The following is a 14,992-nucleotide window of genomic DNA, read 5'->3' on the forward strand; positions in this document are numbered from 1 at the left end:
TGCTCCGGTCAGGAATCCAGCAGGTGGTCGATCCGCTCCAGGTTCACCGCCAGCTGCTGCCGGCGGTCCGGATTGGTGTGGCAGAGCAGCACGAACAGGAAATCGAGCAGGGCGTGCATGGCGCTACGGTACAGCAGCTGCGCGACCTGCGGCGTGCGGTCGTGCGCGCAGACCGCCAGTGCCGCATCAGCATGCGCGCGCAGCGGGTTGGCAGTGTGGCGGGTAATGGAAATCACCTTGCCCCCCATGTCCTGGAACTGCCGCGACAGCTGCGAAAGCTGTGGCAGGTTGCCGAATTCGGAGAACACCAGCAGCGCATCGCCGGGACGGGCGGCCGACAGGTTGGCCAGCATCAGGATCGGGTCGGTGTGCGGCACGACCAGCAGGCCGAGCAGCGACAGCCGCATGGCGAACTCGCGGGCGAACAGGCCGTCGTCACCCAGGCCATGGACGAACAGCTTGGGTGCGCCGTCGAGCAGCTGCACGATGCGCTCGATCTCCTCGCGTGGATTGGCCTGGCGTGTTTCCTCCTCGGCTTGGGCCTTGCTGCGGCGCAGGGCCTCGCCCAGGCGCAGGTAGTCATCGCCGCCGTCGGGTTCGCTGGGCGCCTGCTGCGGGTCGGTACCGGCGCGGGCCACGTCCTGGCCGATGGAGTACTTCAGGTCCGGGTAGCCCTTGAAACCGAGCTTCTGGCTGAACTTCACCACGCTGGACTGGCTGATGCCCAACGCGCTGGCCAGCTGCTGCGACGAGTAGTCGCGCAGCAGGTGGGCGTTGTCGAGGATGAAGTCGGCGATGCGGCGCTCGATGGCCGACATCTGCCCACGCTCGGTGCGGATCTTCAGCAGGGGCGGCATGCGGGGTGTCCGGGCATGTGTGGGCGTGTTGCGGCTGGCTGCGTAGAGCGTGTCATGGAATGGGTCGAGCGGGTTCCAGCCTCGAAGAGGTTACGGAGCGCAGTTGTTGCTTTTGACGTTGAGTCCGCCTTCAAGCGAGCCGAGCACCGCAGGTCCGGCGAGGGCGAAGAGGCGCGGGCGTCTGAGCGTAGCGAGTTCCCGCGCCGTCCCTCGACGGGCCGAGGAGCGCAGGGAACCGGTGCGTAGCACCGGCGCGCGGTCGGCGGAGCGTTTCTTTTGGTTACTTTTCTTTTCGCGAAAAGAAAAGTAACGCCCGACCCAACGTCAGTGGCACGCCAGGCCAACCGCAAGGCAGAAATCACCCCAGCATCTCCAGCCCACGCACTTCGGTGATACCCAGCCCCGGCACGTCGCTGATGCTGATCTCCGATTCGTTGAAATGCACGCCGCCGCTGACCGGATCGAACTGGCCCAGCGAGGGACCGTCGAGGTCGACCTTGGTGATCACATCGCTCTTGGCCACGGCCAGGTGCACGGCCGCGGCCACGCTGATGCTCGATTCGATCATGCAGCCGATCATGCACGGCACGCCGTAGATGCCGGCGATGTCGGCGATGCGGATCGCGTTGGACAGGCCGCCGGTCTTCATCAGCTTGATGTTGATGATGTCGGCCGCGCGCTGCTGGATCAGGTCCATCACCTGGCTCGGGCTGAACACGCTCTCGTCGGCCATGACCGGCGTGTTGACGCGGTCGGTGACGTACTTCAGGCCGCTGATGTCGGCGGCCTTCACCGGCTGCTCCAGCAGCTCCAGTACCACGCCGGCTTCCTCCAGCGTGCGCATCGCATGCACCGCCTGCTTGGCGGTCCAGCCCTGGTTGGCGTCCAGGCGCAGCAGGGCGCGGCCCTCCACGGCGGCGTGGATGGCCTTGACCCGTTCGATGTCCAGTCCGATGTCCTTGCCGACCTTGATCTTCAACGACTCGAAGCCGCGTTCGATCGCCGACAACGAATCGGCCACCATCTTGTCGATGTAGTCCACGCTGATGGTGATGTCAGTGGTGATCACCGGGTCGCCGCCACCGAGCATCTGGTACAGCGGGGCACCGTGCAGCTGCGCCCACAGGTCGTACAGCGCGATCTCCACCGCGGCCTTGGCGCTGGTGTTGCGCTCCATCGCGGTCTGCACCAGCGTGCACAGGTGGTTGAGGTTGACCATGTCCTGGCCGATCAGGCGCGGGGCGATGAAGTGGCGGATCGCTTCGATGATCGAGCCGTGCGTATCGCCGGTGATCACCGCTGTAGCCGGTGCCTCGCCGTAACCGGTGTGACCGGTGTCGGTGCGGATCAGCACCACCAAGTCTTCCACGGTCTCCACCGTGCGCAGCGCGGTCTTGAACGGTGTCTTCAACGGCACGCGCAGCATGCCCAGTTCGATGGCGGTGATCTTCATTCAGGAGTCTTGGCCCGCAGGCGCTGGATGTTGGTGATGCGGTCGATGTAGCGGACGGTGTCGCTGGCCATCATCGGCTCCAGCGGCGTGACCGAAACACCATTGAGATGGGCCTGCACACGTCTGCCGTCGGCACCGAACCAGCTGCCGCCCGCCGTATCGTGGATCACCCAGGTGCGGCCGTCGACGTGGCCGATGGCCATCATCACATGACCGGGAATGTAGACCAGGTCGCCCACCTGCAGGCGGGTGACGGCACGGTCGCGCACCGCCTTGCCGTCCTTGCCGGTGAACGGCAGGCGATCCAGCGCCGGACTGACCGCCTGCGCGCTGGTATTGCGTGGCAGCAGCACGCCGAAGCTGCGGTAGATCTCGGAGACGAAACCGCTGCAGTCGCGGGTGTCGTAGTCGTGACCCCAGCCGTAGCGCTCGCCCAGGAACTTGAAGGCCTGCTGCAGCAGCAGGCGCGGGGTCAGCGGCAGGTAATCGGCGGCGGTGTCCTGCGAGCGCGGCAGCAGCGCCGGCACCAGCTTCAATCGACCATCGGCTTCGCGTACCGGCAACTGCACCACCCACGAGGCGTGGGCCTGCTGGCCGTTCACCGGTTCGGCGGCGGGCCAGTCGGCCAGCACCGGCAGGCGCACGCCCATGTCCAGCTGCAGGCGCGAGACGCGCGGCTCCTCCGGGGTATAGGCGGTCTGCGCGGTGGCACCGGTGACGATCCGGTACGGTCCCTTCGCGCCGTAGCCGAGCACCGTGGCCTTGTCGCCGCGGGCAATGGCGTCGGCTTCGATCCACGCGCTGTAGCGCTCGCTGTGCACGAACAGCCAGCGGCCGTCGGCACTGCGATGGACCACGGCGACCTTGTCACCGGGGAACAGTGCCGATTCCTGGAAGCGGTCGATGTCGGTGTCACCGACGCTGCTGAAGACGCGCACGCGGGTGGGGAAGGTGCGCAGCGCGGCACGCTTCACCACCAGCCCATACTGCGCTGCCACCTGTGTGGGAATCGCATCGAGGCCGAGGTTGGCTTCGATCGCGCTGCGCAGCGCGGGTGCGATCGCCTGGCCCTTGTCGTTGTAGAGAGCGCGGGTGGGCCAGCTCGACAGCGCGGCGATGCTGGCACGCACCGCCGCCGCATCAAGCTGGGCGGGCAGTGCGGCGATGTCCTGGATGTGGCTGTCCTGCGCCCGCATCCGCGCGTTCTGTGCTTCGATCTGCGCGCGATCCAGAATCGGCGCGTCGGCGTTGTCCAGGCGCGCGGCCCAGTACTGCGGGGTCAGATAGGCCTCGTGCAGGCCGATCACATAGGGCAGCGGCGCACCCGGGTCGGGCGGTGGGGCCGCCTGTGCAAAGGCCGGGGCGGCCAGCAGGCACAGGGCCAGGGTCAAGCGGCGCGGCCAATGCCGGCGCCGTTCGCGGAAAGCCAGGCTCATGCGGTGCACACCCTCCTCGAATGCCTGTTGGAATATTTATTCCTTTTGGCCCCGAAAGCAAGAATAAATTATTGACCAACATCCCGGCCCGTGTTACACAGCCGTTACCACCCGCGCTGGGGAAGTGTCGCTGTGGATCCTGCCGTTCGCAAACCGCGTCTGACTGCCGCCGCCGGCCTGGGTGCCGTGTTGCTGCTGTGGATGTCGGCCACGCACGCAGCAGGCGAGCGCAGCAGCCAGCAGCAGGCGCGTCAGGCGCAGGTGATCGACCTGATCGACAGCGGCCGTTTCCGCGACGCCGACGCGCTGCTGGCCACTACACCCGCCGCCACTGACGAAGCGTTCCAGCGCGAGCGCATGCGCCGCATCCGCCTGGATTTCGCCCTCGACGAAAACGCCGCCAAGGACGCCGTACGGCGCGGCATTCCCGATCTGACCGACGAGGAATTTGCGCGCTGGGACCAACTCGGCCTGATCGAGCATCTCGATATCGATGGCGAGCGTTGGTACTTCAAGCGCGCACCCTCCAACCTGTTCCTGCTCAGCGACGAAGCACGCGCGCGCCGCCGCACGGATGCACCGGTGCCGCCTCCGGGCCCCAACGAAGTGCTCAATGCCCACCACGCAGGCGTGGTTGCTGCGGCCGAACAGAGTGGCCAGGCGTCGGTTCTGCCGCAGCGCTATGAATTCACCCAGTCGCTCACGGTGAAAGCCGATGTGGTGCCTGCCGGTGAAACGATCCGCGCGTGGATTCCGTACCCGCGCGAGATCCCCGGCCAGCAGGAGCAGGTGCAATGGCTGGGCAGCACCCCGGGCAAGGCGCGCGTGGCTCCGGCCCATACCCAGCAACGCACCGCCTACCTCGAAGCCAAAGTGGTTGCCGGGCAGCCGACCCGCTTCGAGATCCGCTACGCGGTCACGATCTTCGCCCGGCATACCGCGATCGATCCGGCCAGGGTGCAAGCCACACCGGAAGATTCCTCGTTGAAGCCCTATCTGGCCGAGCAGCTGCCGCATGTGCGCTTCACCCCTGCGCTGAAGCTGTTCTCCGACCAGGTGCTGCAGGGTGAAACGCGCCCGTATGAAGTGGTGCGCAGGCTGTTTGCTGCAGTCGATCGCATTCCCTGGGCCGGTGCGCGCGAATATTCCACGCTCAGCAACATCAGCGATTACGCGCTGCGGGCCGGCCATGCCGACTGCGGGCAGCAGACCCTGCTGCTGATCGCGCTGCTGCGCCTGAACGGCATTCCCGCGCGCTGGCAGTCGGGCATGGTGTTCTCCGGCGACGGCAGCGGCTACAACAACCTGCATGACTGGGGGCAGGTCTACCTGGCGCCGTATGGCTGGCTGCCGATGGACGTGACCACCGGCGCACTGGCCAGTGATGTGCCGGCCCTCCGTGACTTCTACCTGGGTGGCCTCGACGGCTACCGCATCGCATTCAACGACGATTTCGGCCAGCCCTTCGTGCCGGCCAAGCAGCACTTCCGCTCGGAAACGGTCGACTCGCAGCGCGGCGAGGCCGAGTGGGCAGGCGGCAACCTGTACTTCGACCAATGGAGCTACGACTTCCAGTGGCGGGTACTGCCAGCCAGGCAACGCTAGCGCGACACATCGCATTCCACACCATTCAATTCTTGCAGGAGAGAGCAGGGGATGAAGGCTTACAGCATCAAGCGGGCGGCGTTGTGCGTCGCCCTTGGGGCGTGTCTGGGCATGATCGCGCCCAACGCATTCGCACAGGATGGTTCGGTGGTCGGTCGGCTGGTCAGCGATGCCGGCCAGGTACCGGCCGGTGCCACGGTGACCGTACGCAATCCGGCAACGGGCTTCGTGCGCTCCGTGCAGGCCGAAGCCAACGGCAGCTACCGCATTCCGTTGCTGCCGGTCGGCACCTATGAGATGGAGGTGAGCCTGCCCGGCGGAGGGGCCAGCCGCGTCGGCCAGGTAACGGTCAGTCTCGGCAGCGCAACTACGGTGAACGTGCCGCTCGGCGCGGTCAGCACGCTGGGCACGGTTGAAGTACGGGCACCGCAGGTAGTGTCGATGGTGGATGTGAAGTCCACCGAGTCGGCCACCAACATCACCCGCGAGGAACTCTCGCGCCTGCCGGTGGACCGTGACATCACCGCCGTGGCGCTGCTGGCGCCGGGTGCGGTGAAGGGCAAGGGCTCGCTGGGTGGCCAAGGCATTTCCTTCGGGGGTTCGTCGGTGGCCGAGAACACCGTCTACATCAATGGCCTGAACGTCACCGACTTCTACAACCGGGTCGGCTTCTCGTCGGTACCGTTCTCGTTCTATCAGGAATTCCAGGTCAAGACCGGCGGCTACTCGGTGGAGTTCGGGCGCAGCACCGGCGGTGTCATCAACGCGGTGACCCGCTCGGGCAGCAATGATTTCAAGGCCGGTGCCGAGCTGGTGTTCGAGCCGCGCGCGTGGCAGTCGCAGGCCCGCGACCGATACGACGGCAACGGCAGCCGCTACATCACCGCCAGCCGCGACGACTACAGCCGCAGCGCGCTGAATGTGTTCGCTTCCGGTGCGCTGGTGCAGGATCGACTGTTCTTCTTCGGAATGTACGAGGCGCGCGACTACCGCCCGACCTCGACCAACGACGCCGGTACGCGCCTGAGCCAGGGCAAGGCTGATGATCCGTTCTGGGGCGGCAAGATCGACTGGCAGATCACCGACAACCAGATGCTGTCGCTGTTCGGTTTCTCGGACAAGAGCAAGACGCTCACCGATGTCTACGCCTACGACTACGCCACTGGGCAGACCGTGGGCGAGCGCAGCAACCAGATCTACAACACGGTGGGCGGCAAGAACTGGTCCGGCACCTACAGCTGGCAGGTGAACAACGACCTGACCATGAAACTGATGTATGGCGAGAACAAGCGCAACCGTGTGCAGAGCTCGTTGATGGACCAGAACTGCAACCGCGTGTTCGACAACCGAACCGCCAGCCAGGGCGTGCCGCCCTCGCTGCAGGGTGACCGCAGCTGCACCAGCAGTTCGCAGCTCGAATCCGCATTGGACACCCGCAAGGCCGCGCGCGCCGATTTCGAATGGACGCTGGGCAACCACCTGCTTCGCTTCGGCCTGGATCGGGAGGAGAACACGTCCGACTACAGTCGCGCCTATCCCGGGCCGGGCGGCCTGCGCTACGACGTCTACGCCCGCACGCCCGGCAGCTCGCTCAACGGCGGTGTCGTGCCGGCCAGCGGCCTGGTGGCGCGCACCCGTCGCTATGAAGTGGAGGGTGCATTCGAGACGATCAACTCGGCCTACTACCTGGAAGACAACTGGCAAGTGACGCCGAACCTCCTGCTGAACATGGGTCTGCGCCTGGAAGCCTTTAACAACAAGGGTGGCGATGGCAGCAGCTACATCAAGATCGACGACATGCTGGCCCCGCGCCTGGGCTTCTCCTGGGACGTGCGCGGCGATGGCACGACCAAGGTCTTCGGCAACCTGGGCCGCTACTTCCTGCCGGTGGCCAACGTCATCAACATCAAGCAGGCCGGTGGCTTCCTCGACGAGCGGACCTGGTATGAGTTCCTCGGCTACAGCGGCGCAGCCAACAACATCCCGAACCTGGGCGCGCAGATCGGCCCGGTGGACAACTCGCAGGGCGACGGCAGCGTGCCGGACCTGCGTGCCGAAGTGAACCGGGACATGGACCCGGTGTACCAGGACGAGGCGATCCTCGGCTTCCAGCAGATGATCAACGAAGCCTGGTCGGTCGGTGCCAGCGTGACCTATCGCCGGCTGCACAACGCCATCGATGACATGAACATCACCGCGACCGGGCAATGTGGTGCCATCGACGGGGTGTGGATCATGGGCAATCCGGGCCGCACCAACACCGTATGGGGTGACACCAACTGTGACGGCAGCAACGATGGCTGGATCAGCATCGATACGTCGAAGGAAGGCTGGGCGCTGTACGACGACAATGGCAACTACGTCGGCCAGCGCGGCTGGGTGAAGCCCAAGCGTGACTACAAGGCACTGGAGCTGCAAGTCGACCGGGCCTGGGACGGCAAGTGGGGCTTCAACGCGTCCTACACCCTCGCATACGGCCGCGGCAATGCAGAAGGCCCGGTCAACTCCGATACCGACTTCGCCGATGCCGGGCGTACCGAGAACTTCGACAATCCGTGGGTGAACTACCGCGGCTACGGCTATCTGGCCAACGACCGCCGACACCAGTTCAAGTTCCGTGGCAGCTATGCATTGACCGAGAACCTGAGCGTAGCCGCTACGCTGGGCGTGCAGTCGGGCAGCCCGATCACGCGCTTCGGCGCCGGTAATCCATTCGACGCCACCGATTTCCACAGCTACTACGTGTGCGTGTCCAACTGCCAGGCCACGGTGCCCTCCGAACGCGTGTTCGTGCATTCCCCGCGCGGTGGCGATGGCCGCACGCCGTGGACCTACGACCTGGACGTGAGCGTGTCGTACAAGGTGCCGATCCCCACCGACCTGCGTCTCAAGCTGGCGGTGTACAACGTGCTCAACCAGCAGCGCGTGGTGACCGTGGATCAGGACTACGAACCGCAGGACAGCATCGGTACGCCGAATCCGCTGTACCGCTACGGTACCGGGTTCCAGTCGCCGCGTTATGCGCAGCTGACCGTCACATGGGCCTACTGAGACCCGCCCAGCACGCTCGACGCTGCATCTGCGTGGCCGTGTTGGCGGTGTTTCCGGTTGCGGCGGCGCAGACCAGCGCGACCGCCTCGATCGATGCCGACGTCGCCGCCGTGGTCCAGCACGAGCACCTGCCCGGGCTGGCCATGGCGGTGGTCGAGCAGGGGCGTGTGGTGTACCAGCATGCCGAGGGCGCGCGCGGCGACGGCGGCCGCATCGACCAGGACACGCTGTTCAAGATCGCCTCCAACAGCAAGGCGATGACCGCCGCGCTACTGGCGCGGCTGGTGCAGCAGGGCAAGCTGCGCTGGGAGGATCCGGTGCGGCGGCATCTACCGGGCTTCCGCATGCACGATGCGTGGGTGGGCGAGCAGATGCAGGTGCGCGACCTGCTGATCCACAACAGCGGTCTCGGCCTGGGCGCCGGTGACCTGATGCTGTGGCCGGAGCCGAACGCGTTCACCCGTGCCGACATCATCGCGGGGCTGGCGCACCTGAAGCCGGTCAGCAGTTTCCGCAGCCGCTACGCCTACGACAACCTGATGTACGTGGTGGCCGGCGAACTGGCCGCTGCGACGGGTGGCAAACCGTATGACCAGTTGATGCGCGAGCAGGTGTTCGAGCCGCTGGGCATGACCCGCTGCCAAGTGGGGACGTGGTCGGTGAAGCGGGTCGGCAACGTGGCGCAGCCACATGCCTGGCGTGGCGACCACAATACGGTGGTGAACGCCGATGGTGCGATCAGCCCGGACCTGCCGTCGATGGCCGCCGGCGGCATCCGTTGTTCGCTGCGCGACATGACGCGCTGGATGCAGGTGCTGCTCGATCCCGCCCTGGCACCTGGCTGGTTGGATGCTGAGCAGCGCCGTACGCTGTGGACCCTGCACATGCCGATGCCGCTGGGTGAACGCCAGCGGCGTTGGGACAACGCGCATTTCTACGGTTATGGGTATGGCTGGCGGGTGTCGGACATGGACGGGCAGTGGAAGGTGGCGCACACCGGCACCCTGTCGGGCATGTACTCGTCGCTGGCGCTGCTGCCTGACCGCAAGGTGGGCGTGGTGATGCTGATCAACGGTGAAGGCGAGGATGCGCGCACCGCATTGATGCAGGCCGCGCTGAAGCGCTTCACCGCCCCCGATGAGGCGCGTCCGGCACTGGCGTACCTGGCCGAACTGAAGGCAGACCAGGCTACGCGCGCGGCAAGCGGCCATCAGCGGCCGGCGACGTCGGAGGCACGGCCGACATCGGACGCCGATCTGCCGCGCTGGCAGGGCCGCTACACCGATCCGTGGCTGGGGCCGGCCTCGCTGTGCCCGGGCAAGGACGGCCTGCGCTTCAGCGTGGACAAGTCGCCCCGGCTGGAAGGGGCTGTGCTGCAGCTGCAGGGGCGCTGGCTGCTGCGCTGGGATACGCTGGGCGAAGACGCGCAGGCGTGGCTGCAGCCGGGTGAAGGCCTGGCACCGACACTGGACCTGCGCGCCATCGATCCGGACATCGACTTCAGCTATGACTTCCAGGACCTGCATTTCACTCGTACTGGCGATTGCCCTGGCAGCGACCACCAGCGCCGCTGAGCCACCGCGCGTTTCACCGGCCACCGACGCGGCCAGCGCCGGGCTGGTGGAGATCCGTACGTTGTCGCCGCGCATCGACCTGGACATCCGCTATGCGGGCGCCAACAACTTCACCGGCGCGCGCGTGCCCGGCTACGAGGCGCCTTCGTGCTACCTGCTGGCGCCGGTGGCGAAGGCGCTGGCCGAGGTGGAACAGGACCTGCGCGCCGATGGCTTCGGCCTGCGCCTCTACGACTGCTACCGGCCGGTGCGTTCGGTGCAGGCCTTCATGGCCTGGGTGAACGATCCGCGCGAGCTCTCGCGCAAGGCACAGCAGTATCCGGACCTGGACAAGCCGCGCCTGCTGGCCGATGGCTACATCGCCGAACGCTCCGGCCACAGCCGCGGTGCCACGGTGGATCTGGGCCTGCTGGATTGCCGAAGCGGTGCATGTGCGCCGTTGGACATGGGCACTGACTTCGACTTCTTCGGGCCACGTGCGCATACGCAGACGAGCGGGCTGAGTGAGACGCAGCAGGCGAACCGGCGGCAACTGGTGCAGGCAATGGCACGGCGTGGTTTCGTGAACTATCCGCAGGAGTGGTGGCACTACACGTTCCAGCCGGAACCGGATCCCGGCTCCGCGTACGACGTCCCGGTACGGTAGGGGTATCGGCAGGGCTGCGCCCTGCACCCGCAGTAGTGCCGGCCGCTGGCCGGCAACATCAGACGCAACAGCAACAGCGTGCGTTCCGTGGGTTGGCTGGGCGGTGCCGGAGTGCGGGGACGCCGTAAATCCGTCCATGGAGGCTTGGCAGCCGCATCCATGCGGCTGACACCCCGCACTCCGGCACCGCCCAGCCTCTGACAGTTTCCCGCGCGGTCCGTTGTAGGGCCGAGCCCATGCTCGGCTGCTCCTTGTTCAATCGTCGAATTATTCGATCTCGATGGAGACTCATCCACGCACGGCGTGGATCTACCGTGGCTGCCGGATTGGGTCCGAAGCAGATCCCTTACACTGGCCGCCTCTTCATCCCTGCCAACCCGATGAACCTTCCCCTGCACTTCGGCCTGCTCGGTACCCTGGAAGCCGGCGCCATCGCCATGCTGGTTGGGCTGCTGGTGTACTTCCTGTGGTCGCAGCTGTGCCGCCTGCTGCGGTGGTCGATGGGGCACGCGATCGGCTGGTCCTGCGTCATCGCCGTGATCATCGCCGCCGGCATCGATGCGTGGAAGCTGTTCTACATGGGCATCGTGCGGCTGGAATCGCCGCTGTACGCGCGCATCTTCCTGGCCACCATCCACGATCCGAACGAACTTGGCAGCCGTGTGGTGCTGGAAATCGCCGGTGCGCTCGCCGGTGTTGCTCTTGCATGGGTGTTGTTCAGTTCGCGGTCATCGGAAAAAACCGTCGACTGACGCAGGTTTTTCGTTGCCTGCCGGTTAAATGCAGAGGCGCTGAATGCGCATCTTATGAGCCACTCACTTCACCCTAACCACCGCGCTAAAGCATGCGTGGAGGCGAGTGGTTAATCGCATGTGTGCGGGCCGGTCGCGACGCAAAATCGATTCAGAAACGCGGTGGCAGGGTAGGTGCCGTGCGGAATCAACACGCCGCGCAACACCACCCAATTGGCAGGAGACACCCCTGATGACTATTCGCAACCGCAAGCCCCTGATCGCCCTGATCGTCGCCGCCGGCAGCGTGCTGGCCATCCCGGCGATGGCCCAGTCGGCCAAGCAGCAGGCCGCGCAGGCACAGAACGAGGCCGCCCAGGCGCAGCAGGCAGCGGCACAGGCGGGCCAGGCGGCTGACCAGGCAACCAATGCGGCCGCAGCGGCCTCGGCCCAGGCCAACGGCGGTGGCCAGACCTGGGCCAGCATCGATACCGATGGCAACGGCACCATCAGCAAGACCGAGGCGCAGGTGAACGCCGGCCTGGCCCAGGTGTTCGACCAGGCCGATACCAACAAGGACGGTGAGCTGAGCGCCGATGAGTACAAGGCCTATGTGGCCGCCCAGCAGGCCGGCGCCGGCGGCGCAGCGCAGGGTGCGCAGGGCAGGTAAGACCCGTATCGGGGCGTATGGGAACCCGGGCGGCTTCGGCCGCCCGGGTTTTTTTCGTCACCACGGCCCCTGTATCCTTGCGCGATGAACACCTCCACGCCTGCGCCGTCGAGCGCCATCGGCCTGGTCGGTTTTGACGGTGACGATACGCTGTGGAAGAGCGAGGACTACTACCGCAAGGCCGAGCAGGATTATCTTGACCTGCTGTCGCGCTACGTCGACGTGCATGACACCCAGACCGCGCGCCACCTGCTGGAAGTGCAGCAGCGCCACCTGGGCACCTTCGGCTACGGCGTCAAGAGCATGACCCTGTCGATGATCGAAGCGGCCATCGACATCACCGGCCAGCGCATCGAGGCCAAGGACATCCAGCGCATCCTGGAGATTGGCCACGACACCCTGCGCCACCCGGTCGAGCTGATCGACGGTGTGCGCGAAGCGGTGGCGGCCATCGCCGAGCACTACCCGGTGGTGCTGATCACCAAGGGCGACCTGTTCCACCAGGAAGCCAAGATCAAGGTCGCCAACCTGGCCGAGCTGTTCCCGCGCATCGAGATCGTTTCCGAGAAGGACCCGGAGACCTACGCCCGCGTGCTGGCCGAATTCGACCTGCCGATGGAGCGCTTCGTGATGGTCGGCAACTCGCTGCGCTCGGACATCGAGCCGGTGGTGACGCTGGGTGGCTGGGGCGTGCATACCCCATACGCAGTGACCTGGGCGCACGAGACCCAGCATGGCGTGGCCGACGACGAGCCGCGCATGGTCACCGCCGATACCGCCCACGACTGGCCGGCCGCACTGGCGGCGATCGAGGCAAAGGCCGCTGCGGCCTGACAGGGCCCGTCGGCTGCGGCAGAATCGGGGCATGAACCACCGACTGCGCGCGCTGATGTTGTTCCTGTTGCTGGCGCCGGCCACCGTGCTGGCCCAGCAGACCGCCGAGCGCTCAAGCGCCTACGACGTGGACACCGGCGACAGCTGGGTCGATGCCCAGCTGCAGGACATCAACCATTACGCCGAACGCTACCCCGACGCCTTCCTCGACGAAGTATCGCGCTATGCCGACGTGCCGCGCGGCTACATCAGCGCGCTGTTCACCACCCACGGCTGGCAGGCCGGAGACATCTATTTCGCCTGCTTCTGGGCCAAGGCCAGTGGCCAGACCTGCCGCGACAGCGTGCGTGCCTTCAGCCAGGACCCGGAGGGCGGCTGGGAGGCGGTGGTCAAGCGCATGCCCACCAAGCCGGACAATCTGCACTACCGGGCTGTGCGCCATGCCATCGTGGCCAGCTACCAGCACTGGGACCGGCCGATCACCCTGGATGCCACGCTGAAGCGCCAGTTGAAGCGGTAGTGCCGGCCGCTGGCCGGCAATTGCATCCTTTCCAGGCATCCGGGGTTGCCGGCCAGCGGCCGGCACTACCCGGTCATGTTGCTCTGCGTATCGCCGCCGCCGGGCGCTCCGGCGACAATACGGGTCCGAGCTGTTCCCCGTTCCCGTAATCGAGTGACTGATGAGCGCCTCTTTCGTTTCGCCTGATGTGATCCGCCGCCTGTTCGCGCAGGCCATGTCCCGCATGTACCGCACCGAAGTGCCGCTGTACGGCACGCTGGTGGAACTGGTGGAGCGGATCAACGCGCAGGTGCTTGCCCAGGACCCGGCGCTGGCCGCGCAGCTGCAGCGCAACGACGAGCGTGCGCGCCTGGATGAAGAGCGTCATGGCGCGATCCGCGTCGGTACCGTGCAGGAGCTGGCCACGCTGCGCCGCCTGTTCGCGGTGATGGGCATGTACCCGGTCGGCTACTACGACCTGTCGGTGGCCGGCGTGCCGGTGCACTCCACCGCGTTCCGCCCGCTGACCGGCGCGTCGCTGGCGCAGAATCCGTTCCGCGTGTTCACCTCGCTGCTGCGCCTGGAGCTGATCGAAGACGAAGCGCTGCGTGCCGAGTCGGCGAAGATCCTGGCACGCCGCCGCATCTTCACCGACGGCGCGCTGGCACTGATCGACCAGGCCGAGCGGGACGGTGGCCTGTCGCAGGCCGATGCCGAGCGCTTCGTCGATGAAGCACTGGAAACCTTCCGCTGGCATGGTGACGCCACGGTCGACCTGCCGACCTACCGCGCGCTGCACAACGCGCACCGGCTGGTGGCTGACGTGGTCAGTTTCCGCGGCCCGCACATCAACCACCTGACCCCGCGCACGCTGGACATCGACGCTGCACAGGCGGCAATGATCGAGCATGGCATGGCGGCCAAGGCCGTGATCGAAGGCCCGCCGCGCCGTGCCTGCCCGATCCTGCTGCGCCAGACCAGCTTCAAGGCGCTGGAAGAAGCCGTGCATTTCCCGGATGCCGAAGGTGGTGATGCCGGCACCCATACCGCGCGCTTCGGCGAGATCGAACAACGCGGCCTGGCGCTGACCCCGAAGGGCCGCGCGCTGTACGACCAGCTGTTGTCGCAGGCCCGCGACGCCGGTGGTGAAGGCAGCACCGGCGGCGACTACGGCCAGCGCCTGCAGGCGGTGTTCGCCAGCTTCCCGGATGACCATGACACCCTGCGCCAGGAAGGCCTGGGGTATTACCGCTACCAGCTGACCGACGCTGGCCGCGCCGCGCCGGAGCGCGTGGCCGATCTGCCCGCTGAAGTGCTGGTGGCCGCCGGCCTGGCCACGGCTGACCCGATCGTCTACGAGGATTTCCTGCCGGTCAGTGCCGCGGGCATCTTCCAGTCGAACCTGGGCGGCGAAGAACAGCGCGCCTATGCCGCGCATGCCAACCGCGAAGCCTTCGAGCAGGCCTTGGGCGTGGCGGTGAACGACGAGTTCGAGATCTACGAGCGGCTGCAGGCCGAATCGCTGGCGGCGTTGCGCGGGTAAACCGCTTGCCGTGGAGCCGAGCGTGGGCTCGGCTCTACAGGGATTCTGCGGAGCGGCCCCTTTGTAGAGCCGGCCGCTGGCCGGCTGTTGGGG

Annotated in this window: 12 protein-coding genes; 9 read left to right on the top strand and 3 right to left on the bottom strand. The window is 66.5% G+C overall.

Annotated features, from left to right (window positions below):
* Nucleotides 1-8 precede the first annotated feature (8 nt).
* The 3 genes from AC10QF_RS18995 to AC10QF_RS19005 form a co-directional block, all read right to left on the bottom strand.
* On the bottom strand, nt 9-857 hold the full coding sequence (locus AC10QF_RS18995; RefSeq protein WP_494542684.1) for a MurR/RpiR family transcriptional regulator: 849 nt from the start codon (nt 855-857) through the stop codon (nt 9-11).
* Nucleotides 858-1,215: 358 nt separating this feature from the next.
* Nucleotides 1,216-2,310 (bottom strand): dipeptide epimerase, encoded by a 1,095-nt coding sequence (locus tag AC10QF_RS19000; RefSeq protein WP_494542685.1) that lies wholly within the window; start codon nt 2,308-2,310, stop codon nt 1,216-1,218.
* A complete protein-coding gene (locus tag AC10QF_RS19005) occupies nt 2,307-3,746 on the bottom strand; it encodes a C40 family peptidase (protein ID WP_494542686.1) in 1,440 nt (479 codons plus the stop codon). The genes AC10QF_RS19000 and AC10QF_RS19005 overlap by 4 nt, the downstream gene beginning before the upstream one ends.
* A gap of 132 nt (nt 3,747-3,878) precedes the next feature.
* Here AC10QF_RS19005 and AC10QF_RS19010 point away from each other — a divergent pair, with 132 nt between their 5' ends.
* The 9 genes from AC10QF_RS19010 (at nt 3,879) to hglS (ending at nt 14,899) form a co-directional block, all read left to right on the top strand.
* Nucleotides 3,879-5,351, top strand: a complete 1,473-nt coding sequence (locus tag AC10QF_RS19010; RefSeq protein ID WP_494542687.1) for a transglutaminase-like domain-containing protein — start codon at nt 3,879-3,881, stop codon at nt 5,349-5,351.
* Nucleotides 5,352-5,402: 51 nt separating this feature from the next.
* Nucleotides 5,403-8,402, top strand: a complete 3,000-nt coding sequence (locus AC10QF_RS19015) for a TonB-dependent receptor (RefSeq protein ID WP_494542688.1) — start codon at nt 5,403-5,405, stop codon at nt 8,400-8,402.
* The gene (locus AC10QF_RS19020) at nt 8,390-9,976 is read left to right on the top strand and encodes a serine hydrolase domain-containing protein (protein ID WP_494542689.1); all 1,587 of its coding nucleotides are present in this window, start codon (nt 8,390-8,392) and stop codon (nt 9,974-9,976) included. The genes AC10QF_RS19015 and AC10QF_RS19020 overlap by 13 nt, the downstream gene beginning before the upstream one ends.
* Nucleotides 9,909-10,622: a M15 family metallopeptidase gene (locus AC10QF_RS19025; RefSeq protein ID WP_216655045.1), complete on the top strand. Its 714-nt coding sequence runs from the start codon at nt 9,909-9,911 to the stop codon at nt 10,620-10,622. Before AC10QF_RS19020 ends, AC10QF_RS19025 begins: the two co-directional genes overlap by 68 nt.
* A gap of 380 nt (nt 10,623-11,002) precedes the next feature.
* Nucleotides 11,003-11,374: a hypothetical protein gene (locus AC10QF_RS19030; RefSeq protein WP_065186625.1), complete on the top strand. Its 372-nt coding sequence runs from the start codon at nt 11,003-11,005 to the stop codon at nt 11,372-11,374.
* A 232-nt stretch (nt 11,375-11,606) separates the two neighbouring features.
* Nucleotides 11,607-12,023 carry an EF-hand domain-containing protein gene (locus tag AC10QF_RS19035; protein ID WP_019662197.1) on the top strand — a complete coding sequence of 139 codons (417 nt, stop codon included), beginning with the start codon at nt 11,607-11,609 and terminating at the stop codon, nt 12,021-12,023.
* A gap of 84 nt (nt 12,024-12,107) precedes the next feature.
* The gene (locus tag AC10QF_RS19040; protein WP_494542690.1) at nt 12,108-12,857 is read left to right on the top strand and encodes an HAD family hydrolase; all 750 of its coding nucleotides are present in this window, start codon (nt 12,108-12,110) and stop codon (nt 12,855-12,857) included.
* Between the two features lie 31 nt (nt 12,858-12,888).
* Entirely contained in the window at nt 12,889-13,377 is a 489-nt protein-coding gene (locus tag AC10QF_RS19045; RefSeq protein ID WP_065197237.1) for a hypothetical protein, read from the top strand.
* Between the two features lie 160 nt (nt 13,378-13,537).
* Complete coding sequence (gene hglS / locus AC10QF_RS19050) at nt 13,538-14,899, top strand: 2-oxoadipate dioxygenase/decarboxylase HglS (protein WP_494542691.1); 1,362 nt, start codon at nt 13,538-13,540, stop codon at nt 14,897-14,899.
* Nucleotides 14,900-14,992 lie beyond the last annotated feature (93 nt).

Source organism: Stenotrophomonas maltophilia complex sp. Om-AH-Sm3 (assembly GCF_059337855.1).

What these genes read in the sequence shown, in the direction of transcription:
- AC10QF_RS18995 (WP_494542684.1), bottom strand. Translation starts at nt 857, where the DNA reads ATGCCGCCCCTGCTGAAGATCCGCACCGAGCGTGGGCAGATGTCGGCC.
- AC10QF_RS19000 (WP_494542685.1), bottom strand. Translation starts at nt 2,310, where the DNA reads ATGAAGATCACCGCCATCGAACTGGGCATGCTGCGCGTGCCGTTGAAG.
- AC10QF_RS19005 (WP_494542686.1), bottom strand. Translation starts at nt 3,746, where the DNA reads ATGAGCCTGGCTTTCCGCGAACGGCGCCGGCATTGGCCGCGCCGCTTG.
- AC10QF_RS19015 (WP_494542688.1), top strand. Translation starts at nt 5,403, where the DNA reads ATGAAGGCTTACAGCATCAAGCGGGCGGCGTTGTGCGTCGCCCTTGGG.
- AC10QF_RS19020 (WP_494542689.1), top strand. Translation starts at nt 8,390, where the DNA reads ATGGGCCTACTGAGACCCGCCCAGCACGCTCGACGCTGCATCTGCGTG.
- AC10QF_RS19025 (WP_216655045.1), top strand. Translation starts at nt 9,909, where the DNA reads ATGACTTCCAGGACCTGCATTTCACTCGTACTGGCGATTGCCCTGGCA.
- AC10QF_RS19030 (WP_065186625.1), top strand. Translation starts at nt 11,003, where the DNA reads ATGAACCTTCCCCTGCACTTCGGCCTGCTCGGTACCCTGGAAGCCGGC.
- AC10QF_RS19035 (WP_019662197.1), top strand. Translation starts at nt 11,607, where the DNA reads ATGACTATTCGCAACCGCAAGCCCCTGATCGCCCTGATCGTCGCCGCC.
- AC10QF_RS19040 (WP_494542690.1), top strand. Translation starts at nt 12,108, where the DNA reads ATGAACACCTCCACGCCTGCGCCGTCGAGCGCCATCGGCCTGGTCGGT.
- AC10QF_RS19045 (WP_065197237.1), top strand. Translation starts at nt 12,889, where the DNA reads ATGAACCACCGACTGCGCGCGCTGATGTTGTTCCTGTTGCTGGCGCCG.
- hglS (WP_494542691.1), top strand. Translation starts at nt 13,538, where the DNA reads ATGAGCGCCTCTTTCGTTTCGCCTGATGTGATCCGCCGCCTGTTCGCG.